This window comes from Nisaea sediminum (assembly GCF_014904705.1).
GTDB classification, from domain to species: domain Bacteria; phylum Pseudomonadota; class Alphaproteobacteria; order Thalassobaculales; family Thalassobaculaceae; genus Nisaea; species Nisaea sediminum.
Genome location: NZ_JACZCQ010000010.1, coordinates 203,411 through 220,804 on the forward strand (window position 1 = coordinate 203,411; position 17,394 = coordinate 220,804).

The 17,394-nt window shown below is 64.8% G+C and carries 17 protein-coding genes; 8 read left to right on the forward strand and 9 right to left on the reverse strand.

What is annotated here, in order from left to right; genetic code table 11:
• Positions 1-97: 97 nt before the first annotated feature.
• From IG122_RS19780 to IG122_RS19795, 4 genes are all read left to right on the forward strand, one after another.
• The gene (locus IG122_RS19780; RefSeq protein ID WP_193187774.1) at positions 98-1,642 is read left to right on the forward strand and encodes an acetolactate synthase large subunit; all 1,545 of its coding nucleotides are present in this window, start codon (positions 98-100) and stop codon (positions 1,640-1,642) included.
• An 82-nt stretch (positions 1,643-1,724) separates the two neighbouring features.
• Positions 1,725-2,807 carry a hypothetical protein gene (locus IG122_RS19785; protein WP_193187776.1) on the forward strand — a complete coding sequence of 361 codons (1,083 nt, stop codon included), beginning with the start codon at positions 1,725-1,727 and terminating at the stop codon, positions 2,805-2,807.
• 3 nt (positions 2,808-2,810) lie between these two features.
• On the forward strand, positions 2,811-3,809 hold the full coding sequence (locus IG122_RS19790) for a PLP-dependent transferase (RefSeq protein WP_193187778.1): 999 nt from the start codon (positions 2,811-2,813) through the stop codon (positions 3,807-3,809).
• Between the two features lie 72 nt (positions 3,810-3,881).
• On the forward strand, positions 3,882-4,169 hold the full coding sequence (locus IG122_RS19795) for a hypothetical protein (protein WP_193187780.1): 288 nt from the start codon (positions 3,882-3,884) through the stop codon (positions 4,167-4,169).
• A gap of 70 nt (positions 4,170-4,239) precedes the next feature.
• Here IG122_RS19795 and IG122_RS19800 read toward each other — a convergent pair whose 3' ends face one another.
• The 3 genes from IG122_RS19800 to IG122_RS19810 are packed head-to-tail and all read right to left on the reverse strand — an operon-like array spanning position 4,240 to position 6,084.
• Entirely contained in the window at positions 4,240-4,791 is a 552-nt protein-coding gene (locus IG122_RS19800) for a biotin transporter BioY (RefSeq protein ID WP_193187782.1), read from the reverse strand.
• 22 nt (positions 4,792-4,813) lie between these two features.
• Complete coding sequence (locus IG122_RS19805; protein WP_193187784.1) at positions 4,814-5,413, reverse strand: energy-coupling factor transporter transmembrane component T family protein; 600 nt, start codon at positions 5,411-5,413, stop codon at positions 4,814-4,816.
• Entirely contained in the window at positions 5,410-6,084 is a 675-nt protein-coding gene (locus IG122_RS19810) for an energy-coupling factor ABC transporter ATP-binding protein (RefSeq protein ID WP_193187785.1), read from the reverse strand. Before IG122_RS19810 ends, IG122_RS19805 begins: the two co-directional genes overlap by 4 nt.
• Before the next feature lie 228 nt (positions 6,085-6,312).
• On the opposite strand from IG122_RS19810, the gene IG122_RS19815 reads away from it, so the two are divergent.
• The gene (locus IG122_RS19815; protein WP_193187787.1) at positions 6,313-9,390 is read left to right on the forward strand and encodes an ATP-binding protein; all 3,078 of its coding nucleotides are present in this window, start codon (positions 6,313-6,315) and stop codon (positions 9,388-9,390) included.
• Positions 9,387-9,806, forward strand: a complete 420-nt coding sequence (locus IG122_RS19820; RefSeq protein WP_193187789.1) for a response regulator — start codon at positions 9,387-9,389, stop codon at positions 9,804-9,806. Before IG122_RS19815 ends, IG122_RS19820 begins: the two co-directional genes overlap by 4 nt.
• Here the strand turns inward: IG122_RS19820 and IG122_RS19825 are convergent.
• The 4 genes from IG122_RS19825 to IG122_RS19840 all read right to left on the reverse strand — a co-directional run bounded on the left by IG122_RS19825 (position 9,798) and on the right by IG122_RS19840 (position 13,201).
• On the reverse strand, positions 9,798-10,577 hold the full coding sequence (locus tag IG122_RS19825) for an ABC transporter ATP-binding protein (protein ID WP_193187791.1): 780 nt from the start codon (positions 10,575-10,577) through the stop codon (positions 9,798-9,800). The two genes, IG122_RS19820 and IG122_RS19825, sit on opposite strands and share 9 nt — an antisense overlap.
• The gene (locus tag IG122_RS19830) at positions 10,574-11,581 is read right to left on the reverse strand and encodes a FecCD family ABC transporter permease (RefSeq protein ID WP_319024941.1); all 1,008 of its coding nucleotides are present in this window, start codon (positions 11,579-11,581) and stop codon (positions 10,574-10,576) included. Before IG122_RS19830 ends, IG122_RS19825 begins: the two co-directional genes overlap by 4 nt.
• Before the next feature lie 110 nt (positions 11,582-11,691).
• Positions 11,692-12,813, reverse strand: coding sequence for an ABC transporter substrate-binding protein (locus IG122_RS19835; RefSeq protein ID WP_226893777.1), 1,122 nt, complete (start codon positions 12,811-12,813; stop codon positions 11,692-11,694).
• 55 nt (positions 12,814-12,868) lie between these two features.
• Positions 12,869-13,201, reverse strand: coding sequence for a hypothetical protein (locus tag IG122_RS19840; protein ID WP_226893778.1), 333 nt, complete (start codon positions 13,199-13,201; stop codon positions 12,869-12,871).
• Between the two features lie 324 nt (positions 13,202-13,525).
• Between IG122_RS19840 and IG122_RS19845 the strand changes: the two genes are divergently transcribed.
• Positions 13,526-15,424: a PhoX family protein gene (locus IG122_RS19845; RefSeq protein WP_319024942.1), complete on the forward strand. Its 1,899-nt coding sequence runs from the start codon at positions 13,526-13,528 to the stop codon at positions 15,422-15,424.
• Positions 15,425-15,567: 143 nt separating this feature from the next.
• Here the strand turns inward: IG122_RS19845 and IG122_RS19850 are convergent, their stop codons facing one another.
• Entirely contained in the window at positions 15,568-15,798 is a 231-nt protein-coding gene (locus tag IG122_RS19850) for a DUF2256 domain-containing protein (RefSeq protein ID WP_193187799.1), read from the reverse strand.
• Positions 15,799-15,883: 85 nt separating this feature from the next.
• On the opposite strand from IG122_RS19850, the gene IG122_RS19855 reads away from it, so the two are divergent.
• On the forward strand, positions 15,884-16,510 hold the full coding sequence (locus tag IG122_RS19855) for a 2-hydroxychromene-2-carboxylate isomerase (protein WP_193187801.1): 627 nt from the start codon (positions 15,884-15,886) through the stop codon (positions 16,508-16,510).
• A gap of 5 nt (positions 16,511-16,515) precedes the next feature.
• On the opposite strand, the gene IG122_RS19860 is transcribed toward IG122_RS19855, so the two are convergent.
• Positions 16,516-17,394, reverse strand: coding sequence for a protein-methionine-sulfoxide reductase heme-binding subunit MsrQ (locus IG122_RS19860; RefSeq protein ID WP_193187803.1), 879 nt, complete (start codon positions 17,392-17,394; stop codon positions 16,516-16,518).

Here is a 17,394-nt window from a genome sequence, read left to right on the forward strand (position 1 = left end):
TCGGACAGAGTAACTGGGCCGCCGGACTTGCTCTTTCGGCGGCCCGTTGCCATCATCCCTCTTCCTTTCCCGACCTCCCCGATTTCAGAGGAAAAAGATGAACGGCGCAGAGAGCCTGGTGCGAACCCTTGTCGCGTCCGGAGTGGACGTGTGTTTCTCCAACCCCGGCACCTCGGAGATGCATTTCGTCGCCGCGCTTGACCGGGTCGAGGGCATGCGCTGCGTGCTCGGCCTGTTCGAGGGCGTCGTCACCGGCATGGCAGACGGTTATGCCCGGATGGCCGGCAAGCCAGCTTCCACCCTGCTGCACCTTGGCCCGGGGCTGGGTAACGGCCTCGCCAACCTGCACAATGCCAAGAAGGCCTTCACGCCGATCGTCAACATCGTCGGCGAGCACGCGACCTACCATGTGGAGCACAATGCACCGCTGACGGCCGACATCGAGGGTATCGCCCGTCCGGTCTCGGGCTGGGTGAAGACCTCCATGTCGTCGAAGGACGTCGCGAAGGACGGGGCCGAGGCGGTCGCCGCTTCCATGGGCGTCCCGGGCCAGATCGCGACCCTGATCCTGCCGGCCAACACCGCCTGGGAGGAGTCCGACGGTCCGGCCGCGCCGGTGCCGCCGGTTGCCCGGCCGAAGGCGCCGGAGGAGGCGGTCCGCGCCGCGGCGGCGGCCCTCGTTTCCGGCGAGGAATGCATGATCCACATGTCCGACACGGCCCTTATGGGCGAGGCGTTGGAAATGGCCGGGCGCATTGCCGCCAAAACCGGCTGCCGGCTGTCCTGCAAGACCAGTAACCGGCGTTGGGAGCGCGGCGCGGGCCGCGTCCCGGTCGAGCGCATCCAGTATCCTGTCGACATCGCCCTGAAGCAGCTCGGCACCGTGAAGCATCTGATCCTGCTCGGCGCGCCGGTTCCGGTGGCGTTCTTCGCCTATCCGAACAAGCCCAGCGTGCTGATCCCGGAAAGCTGCAAGGTCGTCGAGGTCGCGCCGGAAGGCTACGATCTGCTCGCGGCACTGCGCGACATTGCCGACGAGGTCGGTGCCACCGATGTCGAACCGATCCGCCAGGAGGCGAAGAAGCCTGACCTGATGACGGGCGAACTGACGCCGGAGAGCATCGCGTCGGCCATCGGGCATTTCATGCCGAAGGACGCGATCATCGCGGACGAATCCGTAACGTCCGGACGCGGCCTGATGCCGTTCACGGCAGGCACCGAGCCGCATGACTGGCTGGCGCTGACCGGCGGCTCGATCGGCATTGGTATGCCCTATGCGACCGGCGCGGCCATCGCCTGCCCGGACCGCAAGGTGATTTGCCTCGAAGGCGACGGCAGCGGCATGTATACGCTTCAGGCGCTCTGGACCCAGGCGCGCGAGAAATGCGATGTGGTTAACGTTATCTTTGCCAACCGGACGTATGAAATCCTGAAAGGCGAGCTGATGAATGTCGGCGCGCAGAATCCGGGCCGCAAGGCCTTCGATATGCTGGAGATCGGCCGGCCGGATCTCGACTGGCGGCAGCTTGCCGCCGGAATGGGGGTACCGGCGACCCGCGCGACGACCGCGGAGGAGTTCAACCAGCAGTTCGAGCGTGCACTGAACGAGCCCGGCCCGCATTTGATCGAAGCCTGGATGTAACTTTTGGTACATACTCCCGACCATGGGTCATACGCGTAAACGTGTTTCGATAGAGCGACTTGCCGTAGAGCAGCTGTCCCGAATGCTGCAGGCGGGCTCGTCGCGCGTCTTCAATTGCGCGGCGTTGCACAGGAATGTGCTCGCCGCCGGCGGGGCGCCGGGTCAGTTCCTGTTCAAGACCAACGATCTCAACAACGCGATCTTCATGAAGGAAGTCTATCCGGACGACGACATGAGGGAGGCGTCGCCAAACCCGGTCGGAACCAAGATCTTCTTTTCCTACAACCAGAAGGCCAATCTGGAAGGCGGCAAGTCGATCTTCCTGAACGACCGCAATCTCCGGACAGCCTTGCAGTTCCATGCCGGGATGTCCGCCTCGGAAGCGTCCGAGGAGGCGCAGGCGGATCTGAAGATCCTGAAGATCATCGACGAATTGCCATCCGTGGATCCTTTTCTGTTCCGCGAGCGCATGGAGTCGGAAGGTTTCGATCCGCATCCGGGTTATTTCGAGATCACCGAGGCGGAGTTCGGGCGCGTCCGCGATCACGTCATGCGCCAGTTCCAGCCGATCGTGGAAACCGCATTCGAGGGTGTTACGGATGCCAACCGTGCCGTTTACCTGAAGACTCTGGTGAACAAGCTGTGGGACGGCAACGACATGGACGCGCTGAAGCCCGTCATCAAGGCGATGCGGATCAGCGAGGCCGATGCCGCCGAAACCCTCTATGCCTGGAAAGGCATCATCTATTACGACTATGTCTTCTCCCGTCGCCAGGAAACCTGGAAAGACTACGCGAACTGGCTGAATTCGGAGTCGCGGCCGCTCGATTCGATGCCGTCGATGGCACAGATGTCTTTGGATCAGCAAATCGGCGAGTGGCGGAAACTTTACCAGAAGCGCTGGAAAGCGGTGCATCTGATGCTGTCCGACTACCGCAATTCCTACGAGATCCTGTTCCGCGATCACAAGAGCCCGGAGCCGTTCATCAAGTTCCTGAACAGCGCGGGGAAGCGGTTCTACCAGCTCGGCGACAGCATGAGCCGGATCGATCATACGATCGAGGTCTGGCGTACCTATGTCGGCGATTCCTCGATGCGTTTCCTTCGTTTCGAGCCGCTCTTCGAGCTCGGCCGGACCAGCGTGCGGATCCTGGGCGGACGCTGAACCATGCGGGCGTTCCAAAGGCCGCCGGAAGTCGCGGTGCTGGAAACGGCTTTCGCGCGGGCCAATGAGGGCGGCAACGGATATGCCTTCGCGTCGGCCCCGCTTGCGGTCTCGGCCCTGCTCGATCTGCTGGATGGTGGTGCGCACATCCTGGTCTCCGAAGGCCTCCAGGCCGACGTCTACCGCATGATCGAAGGCATTCGCCGGCGTTCCGCGGGACTGAAGGTCGGGTTCGTCGACATGGCGGACCTCGCCGCGGTGGAGGCGGCGGTATCTGCGGAAACGCGCTTGCTCTGGATTGAGGCGCTTGCCGGACCGAGGCTTTCCGGCCCCGATCTCCCGGCGCTCGCGCGGTTCGCCAGGTCCCGCGACATCTCCACCGTCGTCGACATCTCCGCATGGACACATGCGGGCGCACAATCCCTCGCGTCAGGGGCTCACATCGTCTTTTCCGCCGCTCCCGGACGCGCGTTCTCGGAACGGAGCGCCGGTGCGCGCGGCGGTCTGGTCGCGTTCTCGCGGGACCGGGGTTTCGCGGAGGATCGCTTTGCGTTTCTGCAGATGGCCTACGATGCGCTGCCTCAACCAGGGCAGGCGGCGGACATGCTCCGGGACCTCGAGGGGCTTCCGGAGGAAATGGCGAGGCGGGCGGCCAGTACGGCGGCGCTGGCGGACGCTCTCGGGCAGGCAGACTTCGTGGTGGACCTGTTCTATCCCGGCGGCGGCGCGGCGGAATTGTCGCTGACGCTGAAAGGGACGGCTGCGGAGGTCGCGGGCGCTCTCGGCCGGCTGCGGTGTTTCGGTCCGGGCCTTGCTCCGGGCCTGCCCGGGACGTACTGGCACTATGCGCGCCGGTCCCACGAAGCCGTGCCGCAGGAGATCCGCCTTGCCCTCGGCATCGCGGACGGGATCGTCCGCATCGGCGTTCCGGCGGCGGATGCGGCTCTGCTGGCCGAGGATTTCCGGGCGGCGTTCGGCGGAGCCGGCAAGATCCGTGATTGAACTTGTCGCGGGCCGCAACTATATTTGAAGGCGATTTCCGGAGAAATCCGGATCATTAAGGTGGAGACGATCATGGCTGTCGGATCAGCGATCAGCGCATCACTTGCGGACCTCAGAGGCCTCGTGAGGCCGCAGGAGCAGGCACCTGCGAGTGAAGAGCGTGGCGGTGAGGCGCAGGAGAATGGCGTCAATACGGCGCGGCTCGATACCGCCGCCAACGAGCCGTCGACCGGCGTTGCGGAAACCGCCAGTAGCCGGGGCGAGAACGATAATCCGGGAGCGGGCACGCAATCGCGTGACGACCGTCTGCCGAATTCCGGCGACCCGAACCGCGGGACGACGCTCGACATCGCTGTCTGAGCGTCCCGCGTCAAAAAAAACAAAGCGGCCCACCGGGCCGCTTTTCGTTTGTTCAGGAAGACACGTCCGTCTATGCGGGGTGCCCGAGCGGGTGCTGCTGATAGCGCCGTAATGCGACCGCCGCTGTCGCGGCGACGGCGACCTTGAGCGCGTCGCCCGGAATGAACGGAAGCGAGCCGTAGAGCGCCTTGTCCAGCGGAATGCCGGCGACCGCGACCATCCAGGCGATACCGCCCGCATAAACCAGCACGATGCCGCCGAGGACATTGATCGCGACGGCGCGCCAGAGATTGTAGTGCTCCCAGTTCTTCTCGGTGAGCCAGCCGATCAGCCATGCGGCAATCGGCCAGGAGAAGAGGAAACCGGCTGTCACGCCGGCGAAAACCGCGGCGCCGCCCCGTCCGCCGGCGAGCAGCGGCAAGCCCAGCGCCACCAGGATCAGGAAAACGACGAGGGAGAGACCGCCACGCCTGGCGCCGAGCAGCGAGCCCGCGAGCATCACGCCGAGTGTCTGTGCCGTCACCGGGACGCCGGTCAATGGCAGGGTCAGGGCCGGGAACAGCCCGAGCACCGCGGTGATGGCGGCGAAGAGCGCGATCAGAACGAGGTCGCGTGTGGTCATGGAAACTTCCTTGTTCGTTTTCTCAGAGCTCGACGCCGCGGGCCTCGATGGCCTCCGCGATCCGGTCGGCGCGGCGCAGGGTCTGGACCGTGACAGGGACCAGGATGGCCAGCGGATTGCCGCCGAGCCCGCGTGCCTGCTGTGCCGCACGTACCGACATCCATGTGTCGGCGAGTACCGGAATGAACCGGATTGTGAGCGCGAAGACAAGGCTGATCTTCGCCGGATTGATTCCGAAGAAGGCGAGCGGACGGAGTGCGCCCTCGAGCACGGACATCATGTCCGAGACCTTGGTCGTCAATGTGAGCAGCAGGCCGCAGCCGATGATCGTCGCGAAACGGAGAACTAGCACGGTGCCGAGTTCCGGCGATGTGAAGATGGCATGTGCGGCGAAAAACAGGGCGAGAACGGCGAACAGCGGGAGTGCCTGCCGGAGCACCGCGCCGAGTGGCAGGCGAGCGAGCGTGAAACAGGCAATCACGGCGGCAAGGCCGGCCGCGAGCAGAAGCGGAGACTCCGTCAGCAGGACGGCGATGCCCGCGGCGAAGAGCCCGGCGAGTTTCCAGACGGTGCGCAGTCTGTGCACGGGCGAGGTGCCGGGCTGGTAGAGGGAGAGGTTCATTCCGCCATGCTCCGGTAGCGCGCGATCACGGTCTCCGCGGGGCCGTCGTCGAGCACCCGACCGTCCTCCAGGAGCAGGACGCGCTCGTACCCGGCGGCGATTTCCAGATCGTGGGTGACGCAGATAACGGTTTCCGGGAGTGCGTCGATCGCTTCCATCACGCGGCGGCGGTTCCGCAGGTCCAGAAGGGTCGTCGGCTCGTCCAGCACCAGATAGCGCGGTGCCCGAAGCAGGATGTTGGCGAGCGCCAGAAGCTGCTTCTCGCCACCGCTCAGATTGTGCGACGGTTGCTCGCGGAGATGGCCGAGGGCGAAGCGGGCGAGGATCCGCTCGATCGCCGCATCCTCCTCCGGCCGGTCGAGCTTCAGTGCTTTCAGACTGAAACGCAGGTCCTCCTCCACCAGAGGCATGACGATCTGGTTGTCCGGATCCTGGAAGAGGAAACCGACCAGCTGCCGCACCGCCTTCGCATCCTTCGCGGTATCGACCCCATCCACCGTGACCCGCCCGGAGCTGGGTCTCACGAGACCGTTCAGGAGCCGGGCGAATGTCGATTTGCCGGAGCCGTTCGCGCCGATCACGGCGATCCGCCGCTCGCGCAGCGTCAGCGAAACGTCCTCCAGTACGGTCCGGCCGGGAACCGTTACGTTCACCTGTTCAAGAGAAATCACTCGTCATCCCCCGTGGCGGGCCTTCTGCCCCAGCACGCCCGGCAAAGGCAAGCCGAAAGCAGAAACCGTCCGCTGCCGTCATCTCCGGCTTTGCCCGGTGTGCCATCCTTCGGCCGGGACAAAATATCGGAAGGCGACAAAAAGGATTCTCAGAGGCGATATTCCATGCATCATTGCATGGTATTTTAGGGATGTGGGGGCGGTTTTCATGAAGGCTCCGGAAATTCGATGAAACGGACCTGGGTATCGCTTGCCGCGTTCCTTCTGATCCTCGCGGTCGGATCGGGCATATCCTTCTGGGTCTACCAGAAGCAGCACGGCGAACTCATTGCCGGTGGAAGCGAGCAGCTTGGGGTCGCCCGGAGCGCGTTCACCCGAGAGCTCAACCGGCTTTTCGAGCCCGGACCGGCTGTCTATGAAGCCATGGTGGACGCGCGTCTGGCCGCGCGTTCCGAGAGCGAGGCCCGCGACCTGTTCTTCTCAATCGCGACCGGTCCGGTGCGCCGGACCCGGCAGATCAACGGCATTTTCCTTGGGTTCCCGGACGGTCGCTTCCTGCATGTTCAGGATCTCGTGCCGTCGAGCAAGAGCGGCATCGCCGCAGGTCTCACCCGGCGGATCATCGACGATCCCGTCAGTCTTCCAAAAGGCCGGTGGTTCCAGCCGGGCGGTGGAAACGGACGTTGGGTCGAGAAGCAGATCGAGGCCGAGCCGTACGACCCACGCAGCCGTCCCTGGTACAAGGCGGCCATTACCTCCAGCGGTCCGGTCTGGACCAAGCCCTATATCTTCGCCTCAAGCGGATCTCTCGGTGTCACCTACGCACATCGCATCTACGGGGACGACGGGACCCTCTGGGGCGTGCTCGGGGTGGATCTTTCGCTCGCCTCTCTGTCGCTGACGCTGCTCGACGCAGCCAATACCCTGACCCGGTTCGATGACATGGTCTTCGCCACGGACCTTGCGGGACGCATGCTCGCGCATCCGGATCTCGTCCGCGCCCGTCCTTCGGAACGGGCAGATGTCGAGGCTTTCCTCGAACGCTACCGCACAGAGGAGTCCGTGGAGCGGATCCTGATCGAGGCGGTCCAGCAGACGGATGCGGTCCAGATCGTCGATGTCGGCGACGGAGAATATCTCGCGACCAAGGGGGATCTAGACCCGAATCTGGCGATGCCGATCAGCATTTATCTGGCCCAGGACATGGATACGATCCTCGCCGATGCGCATGAGACTCTCCTGCGCAATGTGGTCCTGTTGTTCCTCGCGATCGTTGCTTTCGGCCTGATTTCCTTCTACGCGGTCAAGCTCGGGGTAGAGGTTGCCGCTCGGGTCCGGGCCGAGGCGGAGCTGGTCGAGGCCCGCGACGTTGCCGAAGCTGCGACACGCGCGAAGTCGGCTTTCCTCGCCACCATGAGCCACGAGATCCGCACGCCGATGAACGGCGTCATGTCGATGGCGGAACTCCTTTCGGTCAGCAGGCTCGACGCCGAGCAGAGCAGCATGGCGCGGGTGATCCGCGAGTCCGCCGCCGCTCTCTTGACCATCATCAACGACATCCTCGACTTCTCGAAGATCGAGGCAGGCAAGCTCGACGTGGAGAAGGTGCCGTTCTCGTTGATGGATAGCGTCGACTCCGCCGCGGAAATCGTCGCTCCCCGTGCCGAGGAGAAGAGGCTCTCGCTTGTCGTCGACATGCAGACCGATCTTGCCGACAGGCGCCTCGGCGATCCGACCCGGCTCAAGCAGATCCTGCTCAATCTCGTGGGTAACGCGGTCAAGTTCACCGAATATGGAGAGGTTCGGATCCGTGTCAGGGCACTCTCGACCCGGGGCGCCGGCTGGCTCCGTTTCGAGGTGAGCGACTCCGGGATCGGGATTTCCGAAGAGCAGCGCAACTTGCTGTTCCAGCCTTTCGTGCAGGCGGATCAGTCGACCGCGCGCAAATTCGGAGGCACCGGGCTCGGGCTTTCGATCTGTCGCCGTCTGGCGGAGTTGATGGGCGGGCGGATCGGCGTGGAGAGTACGCCAGGCGAGGGATCCACCTTCTGGTTCGAGCTGCCGCTGCCGATCGCGGATTCCACGCCGCCGGTCCCGCCATACGGACTGTCCGCCGCCAGGGTGGTTCTGGTCGGTCTGGAACCTGAGCAAACCGAGATTGCGGCGCGCTACCTCCAGGCAGGCGGGGTTTCTAATATAGCCATCGTCAGCGATTCTGGGCCGGAGCCCGCGCCGGGAGACCTGGTGATCGCGGGATCGCTTGTCGCCCCGGAGGAGGCGGAGCGGTTGCGCAAGCCGGAGGGCACGCTCGTTTTCTGTGACGGACGGGAGCAGCTGGCATCGCTGGCGGCCGGGACGAAGGCGAGAGCGGCGCTGCTGCTGGCGGAGCCGCTGACCCGTCCGAAGCTCTGGCGCGCCGTTGCCGTTGCTCTCGGCCTGGAAACCGCAGCGGCCGGGGAGATCGAAACCCGGCCGGATCTTGCCTTCGCGCCCCCGGCCGTCGAGACGGCGCGCGCGGCGGATGCGCTGGTGCTGGTCGCAGAGGACAATCAGACCAACCAGACGGTGATCCGGAAAATGCTTGCGCGCATGGGGTTCGCAGCCGAGCTCGTGCACGACGGACGGGCGGCGCTCCGGGCGCTGGAACGGGGTGGCCACGGGCTTTTGCTGACCGATATCAATATGCCCGAGATGGACGGTTTCGCGCTGGCCCGGGCCGTGCGGGAACGGGAAACCGGCGCGCGCCTCCCGGTGATCGCCCTTACCGCCGACGCCATGGCCGAGACTGAGGCCGAATGCCACGCCGCCGGAATGGATGCCTGCCTCACAAAGCCGATCGACAGCCGGGCGCTCGGGGCGATGCTTGCCGAACACCTGCCGCAGGCGCTCGATCTGAGGCGGAGCATCGATGCCGTGAGCAGCGCTCCGGCACAGGCCGCTCCCAAATGGGATCGGGAAATCTTCGATCCATCCTCGATGGAAGAGGCGTTCGGATCGCTCGACGGGGAAGCCGAGGCATTCGTCCTTTCCGCACAGGCGGTCTGGGGGCCGCGAATCGAGGAGATTGCGCGGAAATTGGAATCCGGCGACCATCAGGCGGCCCGCAATGTTGCCCATTCTCTAAAGGGCGCCGCTCTGTCGGTCGGCGCGCTCAGATTGGGCCGCATTGCCGGTGACCTGCAGGCAGCCCTCGATGAAAAGGACGAGGCGATGGCGTCGATCATGGTCGAGATCCTGACACCGACACTGACCGAGTTCGAAGAGACGATCCGGGAGATCTTTCAGCATCAGGGGCAACTCAAATGACCTGGGGTAAGTCCGAATATGACTTGAAGCGCGTTCTGGTCCTGGAGGACGAGATCCACATCCGCAGGATCATTGTGCGACTGCTGAGGGAGATCGGCTTCGATACGATCTACGAAGCGAGTGACGGCATTGACGGTATGAAGGAGTTGCTGCGGGTCCGTCCCGATCTGATCCTCTGCGACATCCATATGGAGCCGATGGGCGGACTGAAATTCCTGCAGACGGTCCGCAACCTGAAGACATCGGATGCCGCCGACCTTCCTGTCATCTTCCTGACCGCGGATGCGGAGGTCGATACGGTACTGAAGGCGAAGGAGCTGCGCGTGGACGGCTATATCGCGAAACCCGTGTCCCTCGCGCATTTGAAGAGCAAGATCGATACGGTCTTGGCCGAGCACAAGGCGCGGTCAGCCTAGCAGGGGGCTTTTCCCCGCCTCCTGTTCCGCCAGCCCGGTCGGAACCACGGACATCACCCCGGAGACCGTTTTCGATATATCGGTCGTCACACCATAAAGCGCGGCGAGGTTGGCGTCCGTAATGACTTCTTCCGCGGGGCCCGACGCGATGATGCGTCCGTGGCGGAGACCGATCAGGTGGTCTGCGAAGCGGGCCGCGAGCGCCAGATCATGCATCGCGGTCAGCACTGCGATCCCGCGCTCTCTCGCCAGCCGGCGGACGATATCGAGAACAACGAGCTGGTGCCGCAAGTCCAGCGCCGCGGTGGGTTCATCCAGCAGCAGAACCTCCGGCGCGCGCACCAGAGCCTGGGCGAGATAAACGAGTTGCCGTTGTCCGCCGCTCAGGGTTGCGATCGGGCGATGCTGCAGGGCTTCCAGACCGAAGGCGGCAAGCGCATCGCCGGCGGCGCGGAGATCGGCCTTCGCCACTCTCAGACCGAGCGACGGCAGCCGTCCGAGCAGGACGGCTTCCATTGCTGTCAGAGACGAGGCACTGCCGGTGTCCTGCGGCATGTAGGCGACCTTGTCGGCGGTTCGTCCGCGCCCGTCTATCGTCACCGATCCGCCGTGTGTCTGGAGACCGGCGATGGCCCGCAGAAGCGACGACTTTCCGGTTCCGTTCGGCCCGATGATCGCCGCCGAGCAGCCTTTTCCCAACGTGAACCCGATATTCTCCAGGACGGTCTGGCGGCCGTAGGAGACAGAGAGATTCTCGATCCTGAGAGTCACCAGAACCTCCGTCTCTGGCGCAGCACGAGGCCGAGCAGGAACGGTACGCCGACGATGGCGGTGACGATGCCGATCGGAATGACGGCACCGGGTGCGATGAGTTTCGAGGTGATCGAGGCGACGATCATCAGGCCCGCCCCGGTAAATGCGGAGAGCGGCAGCAGCAGACGTTGATCCTCGCCTACGAGCATGCGCGCGAGATGCGGTGCGACCAGCCCCACGAAACCGATCGTGCCGACGAAGGAAACCGCTCCGGCGGTCAGCAGGGCGACGATGGCGAACGTCCGGATGCGCAGGCTCTCGACATTGACCCCGAGGCTCGCCGCCCGATCGTCGCCGAGCCTGAGGGCCGTGAGGCGCCAGAGATCCGGCAGCAGGAGGAGCGTTCCGGCGCACAGGATCGCGCCGGATACGGCAACGCTTGTCCAGGTCGCCTTGAGCAGGCTGCCGAAGGTCCAGAAGACGATCTCCTGCAGCACTTCCGGCGAGGCCATGTATTGCACCATCGACTGCAGGGACTGGAAGAGGAACAGCATCGCGATGCCCGCGAGGATCATGGTCTCCGAACTGATTCCCCGAAGCCGCGCGACCGCGATCACCATCAGGGCGGAGAGCGCCGCGGTCGTGAATGCCGCGAGCGGTACGCCGAGAAATGGCAGGAGCGGGAGCGAGAACCCGCCGAGGATGGCGATCGCCGCTCCCAGGCCCGCTGCGGCGGAGAAGCCGAGCGTGTAGGGACTTGCAAGGGGATTGCCGAGAATGGTCTGCATCAGCGCGCCGCCGACTCCGAGCGAGGCGCCCACGGTCATCGCGGTCAGGGTCATCGGCAGCCTAATGTCGTGGACGATGATCCGCGCCATCGGGTCGAGCGACCCGGCAGCTCCGAAGAGGGCGCCGAGGACATCTCCCGCGGCGAGAAACGAAGGACCGACGAGAATATCGGCAACGGTCCCGCCAGCGAGTCCGAGCAGGACCGCGACCATCACCGTGAGACGTCGCCGCACGAGGACGTTGTATCCGTCCGCAAGCGCGGGCGTATGCAAATCTGTGGATATCATGGCTGAGCCCTTTCGACAGGCGGCTGCGCGACTTGGTCGGCCGCGCAGCCCGGATCTCAGTTTGCCTTCAGCATGAAAGTGCCGTCGGCTGCGACCGGCAGCCATTCCCGATAGAACCGGCGGTGTGCCGCTTCCGGATCGAGATCCGCGAACAGGTCCGGGTGGAGGGCTTTGGCGATGAATTGCAGGAAGGTGTAGTCGTAGAGCGTCCGCGCGCCGCTATGATAGACCGTGTAGAGGTCGCCGCTCTCGACCGCCGGCAGGGCGGACCAGCCAGACCGCGTCCTGTAGGCACCGGCACGGGCCTTCGTGACCGCCGGATCCACGGCGAAGCCCATCAGGACCGCCTGGTCCAGCCCGGTCCAGCTCGACCCGGCGAGCAGGATGACCTCCGGCTTGGAGGCAAGCACATATTCGGGGTTGAGCGGCCCCCAGTTCTCGATTTGATCGTTGGCGATATTGTCGCCTCCGGCAATGTCGATGACGCCGCCCCACATCCCGCCGGCATAACTGTTGTCGACCTCACCCGGGCCCTTGCGCCCGAGTTCCACATAGACCTTCTTCTTCGGTCCTTCGGCCTTCGCGACCCGCGCCAGCACGTCGGTGACAGCGGCCTCGTACTCGGCGGCAAGCCGGTCGGCGCGGCTCTCGCTCGCCATCACCTTCCCGATCAGGTGCGTGCTGGCGATATGCTTCTCGAGGGTCTGCGCATTGTAGTCCACGACGACGATCGGGATTCCGGCCTTCTCCAGCGTCTGCGCCGCTTCGCCGAGCGATCGGTACTGCCAGACTGCGAGTATGGCGACATCCGGACGGGCGGTCAGGGCCGCCTCGAGATTGAAGGTCCCGGCGCCGAAATCGCCGATATCGGCCAGCGTCTCGATACGCGGTTCGATTCTCGTGTAGGCAATCCACTGGGACGGGCGCCAGCCCTCCCAGGTCCCACGGGAGATCGCAACGACCCGTTGATAGGCGCCGGGGCCGACGATTGCATAGAAATCCTCGAAATAGAAACCGAGCAGCACGCGCTCGGCGCCATGCGGAACGGTCACGGTACGGCCCACCGTATCTGTTACGGTCACCGTTTCAACGGCCCGGGCGGGTGTCGGTTGCAGGATGGAAAACAGGGTCGCGGCGACGGCGATGACGGCCGCGCCCATAAATATCGGACGGAACATGGAATGGTCCCTTTCTTGAGGTCTGATCGTTGTGCCGGAGGCACGGGGTATCGGATCAGCTCAGAAAAGGAGGGGCCCGGGTGACGTAGACGCCTGCGGCGGCGTTGCCGCGGACGGTCTGCTGTTCGAGAGGTGTCGCGAGAGTGCGAACAGCCTCATACGGGCCGTGCAGATCGTTGCAGGCCGGAGCCGGAAGCACGGTGCCGCCAAAGGACTGGCACCAGTCGCAGCGGCCACCCTCGGTCTCGCCGGAGACCGGTTGTCCGCTCTCGTCAAGCGCCACCAGACGGAAACCGTCCGGGGTGCAAAGAGTGACGACCTGAACGGCATCACCGGCCCTGAGCGCGTTAAGGGCGGCTGTGGCCGGTCCGGCCAGAATTCCGGACATCGCGAATTGCGCCATGAGCCAGACGATCATGGGCAGCAAAGCGAAGGAACGGAATCGCCGGCAAACGCGCATCAGGAGCATTCGGATTGTGGATCGGAAGCCACGGGACTTTGTCCTGCCGACCGGGGAAAAGCAACAGGCAACGCACTTGCGCCGACCTGCATGCTCGCGCGGCTCTTGTCATATTTGAATCACGCACAACAGCTACCTTCGTTCCGCGCAGGGACGTCTCCACACCGATGAAGAGACCGACGGCGGAAGACGGGCCGCATTGCGGCCGTTCGATCAACGAACCGAACATTACGAAGGTGAGATATGACAAACGTGACGAATCAATCCGCAGTCACGCAGGAGCGCGATCTGTCGTTCGACGACTGGGACGAGGTCAATTCCCCGCGTCCGGCGCTCTGCGATTTTGACCATGTCGTCGAGAAGGCCATGAGCCGCCGCGGCTTCCTCGGCGCCCTGACCGTGTTTGGCGCTTCCAGCTTCCTGATGGGGACTTCGGCCCTCACTCCGGCGGAGGCGGCATCCCGACTTTCCTTCGAACAGGTGGCGGCGAACACGCTCGACACCGTGACCGTGCCGAAAGGCTACAACTGGAGCATCGTCGCGACCTGGGGACAGCCGCTCTGGTCCAAGGGCGCCGAATTCGACGAGGCCACGCGGGGGACGGGCGAGACCCAGGAGCTGGCGTTCGGCGACAATACCGACGGCATGGCGATGTTCGTCGACGGCGGCAAGCATGTCCTCGCGATCAACAACGAATATACCAACCGCGGGATCATCTATGGCGCGCGCGAGAGCAAGCTGCCGGAGAATGCCGACGACGTCCGCAAGGGCAAGGCCGCGCACGGCGTTTCCGTGATCGAGGTCGCTGAGACGGGGGGACGCTGGAACATCGTCGTGGACTCGCCGTTGAACCGGCGCATCACCGCCGATACGCCGATGGAGATCACCGGTCCGGCACGCGGTCATGACCTGATGAAAACCGCGGCCGACCCGAGCGGCACGACCTCGCTCGGCACCTGGAACAATTGCGGCAACGGACGCACGCCTTGGGGCACCTACCTCGCCTGCGAGGAAAACTTCAACGGCTACTTCTCCTCCAGCGACGAAAGCTACAAGCCGAGCGCGGAGCTCTCCCGCTACGGCGTGAAGACCAAGGACTGGGGCTATGCCTGGGCGACCGCGGACGAGCGCTTCGACATCTCCAAGCATCCGCATGAGCCGAACCGTGCTGGCTATATCGTCGAGATCGATCCGTTCGACCCGACCTCGACGCCCAAGAAGCGCACCGCGCTCGGCCGCTTCAAGCACGAGAATGCGGAGCTCGTGGTCGCGGCGGACGGCCGGGTCGTCGTCTATATGGGCGACGACGAGCGCGGCGAGTTCCTCTACCGCTTCATCTCCGATGGCACCTATGCGATCGGTGGCGACAATTCGGACCTGCTTGAGACCGGCTCTCTCTTCGTTGCCAAATTCAACGAGGACGGCACCGGCGAATGGCTCGCGCTGACGCCGGAGACCACCGGCATGTCCGAGGCCGAAATCGCCATCCACACGCGGATCGCGGCCTCCAAGGTCGGCGCCACGACGATGGACCGGCCGGAATGGGTTTCCTCCCATCCGAAGAAGGCCGAGATCTATTGCTGCCTGACCAACAACAAGAACCGCGGCGTGAAGCCGAATGCCGGCGGCGACGCCACGCCGGCGGTCGGCCCGAACCCGCGCGAGAAGAACAATTACGGTCAGATCGTGCGCTGGCAGCCGGAAGGCGGCGATCATGTCGCGACCGGTTTCAACTGGAACCTGTTCGTGCTCGCGGGCAATCCGACGGTCCATTCGGATGCCTATGCCGGGTCGAAGAACGTCAATCCGGAGAACATGTTCAACTCGCCGGACGGCCTGGCCTTCGACAGCACCGGCCTGCTCTGGATCCAGACCGACGGCAATTATTCGAACCAGGGCGACTTCGCCGGTCAGGGCAACAACCAGATGCTGGTGGGCGACCCGGAAACCGGCGAGATCAGGCGTTTCTTGGTCGGTCCGAAGGAATGCGAGGTCACCGGCATCACCTGGAGCCCGGACCGCAAGACGCTTTTCGTCGGCATCCAGCATCCGGGCGAGAAAGGCAACAGCAACTTCCCGGGCGGCGGCGCCTCGGTGCCGCGCTCCTGCGTCATCGCCATCAAGCGCGACGACAACGGCCTGATCGGCTGACGGACGCGTCAATCTGAGAATGGACGACGGGCCCCCCCCCCTGGGGCGGGGCGCTTTCTTTGCCCCCCCCTCCATTTTCTCCTCTGGGTCTTCCTTGCCCGCAACTGGAACAAGCTCGACGGCAATCCGCGCCTCGGGCCGGTCTACCGGACCTGGGACCGGATGGCGGAGGACAAACAGGCGGCCGACCGTGACAGCGCGGCGTCTTTCCTTGCGGCGCTTTCCTGACTAAAAGCCTTCGCAGAGCGACGGCACCGCTCCGAGCAGTATCGCACCTCGTCCCAGACGCGTGCCCACTTGCGCCGCCAGGCGAAGGGGCGCCGGCAGGTCACGCAAATCTTTTCGGGCAGGTCGCCCTTCCGTCTCATCTTCATCTTCTGGTCACGGAGAAGTGTCGGTGACTCTTTCTACGATGGGTGCTGTATGAAGGATCAGTGCCGCTATCGGGAGCCGTCTTGCATGAAGCGCATCGAATATTTCTACGCCGCCTATTCCGGCTATGCCTGGATCGGTTCCGCCAGGCTGATGGAGATCGCCGCTGCGGCGGGCGCGGTGCTCGTCCACCGGCCATTCCATCTCCGGACGCTGGTGGCTGCGCGGGGAAACGCGGAGCGGATCGCCGATCCGGTCTACCGCAACTATGCCTTTCGCCGGGAGATCGAGCGCTGGGCGGAGTTTCGCGGCGTGCGCATGCTCGGCCGGACGCCGACGCATCATCAGGCCTCCTACGAAACCGCGAACCGGATGCTGATCGCCAATGGAGAGACGGATGCCGGAACGGATCGCCTCGCGCATGCCTTCCTCGAAGCGCACTGGGCGGACGATGCCGACCTCTCGGACCTCGCCACTCTGGAGAGACTCGCGCGCGCAGCCGGGCTCGACGGTGCAGCGCTGATCGCCGCGGCCGGGGCGCCGGAGATCGGCGCGCGGCATGAGGCGAACACGGCAGAGGTTATCGAACGGGGCTTCTTCGGCTCGCCGACCTATGTCGTCGATGGCGACGTCTTCTATGGTCAGGACCGGCTTGAGCTGGTCGCGCGGGCGCTGGAGAAGCCGTTTGCAGACAAGTGGGCGGCGCTCGCCTGAAGGTTTCAGGCCGCGCGGAGTTTCTGCCGTCGCCGGATCTCTGCGATGCACGCCACGGCAAGTCCCGCCGTGAGCACCCACCAGGCGGGGCGGATCCCGGCGGCGAAATCGAATTGCGCCTGCAGCATGGTCGTGATCGAGACCGGGTATTTCAGCGTGATCAGAGCGATCTCGAGACCCGCGGTAGCGACCGCAGGCAGCAGCGCCAGCGCCCCTAGAGCCTTGGTCCCCGGCGAACCGATCTTCCAGTTCCAGAGCCGGTAGAGCATCAGCCACGCGAAGAGCCCGCTGAAGAGCAGCGGCTCGGTCACATCGTTCTTCACCTGCAGAAAGAAATGCACCAGCGTCAGAAGCGCGATCGGATAGACCAGCTTGTGCAGCTTCTGCCAGCGCGGCCCGCCGAGGCGGCGCACCATGCCGTCGGTCGAGGTCGCGGCGAGGGCGCCGAGGCCGAGCAGGGCGACGAAGCCGATGGTGAGGTAGAAGCGGAGCACGATCTCGCTCGCCACCTTCGGCAGGTTCCAGGCCTCCTGACCGGTATAGAGCACGAGATGCAGGAGAGCACCGAAAAAGACCGTGACCCCGACCATGCGCCGGACCGACATCAGCTCGCCCCAGCGCAGCACCCGGCGGAGCGGCGTAACCGCGAGCGAGGCGAGGAGGAAGAGGGTAGTCCACCAGCCCACCCGGTGGACCGCCTCGTCCCACGGACGCGCGCCGAGGGTTCCAGCGAGCGCGTCGGCCAGAAGAAGCAGGGCCGGCGCGAGCAGGGCAAGGAAGGTTGCGAGTTTCAGCCGCGAGAGCCGTCCCGCCCGGTCGGTCCAGGGCAGGTGGCGCGGAAACATGGCGGCGGCAGCGGGCCGGCGGACGGTCGCGGTACTCAT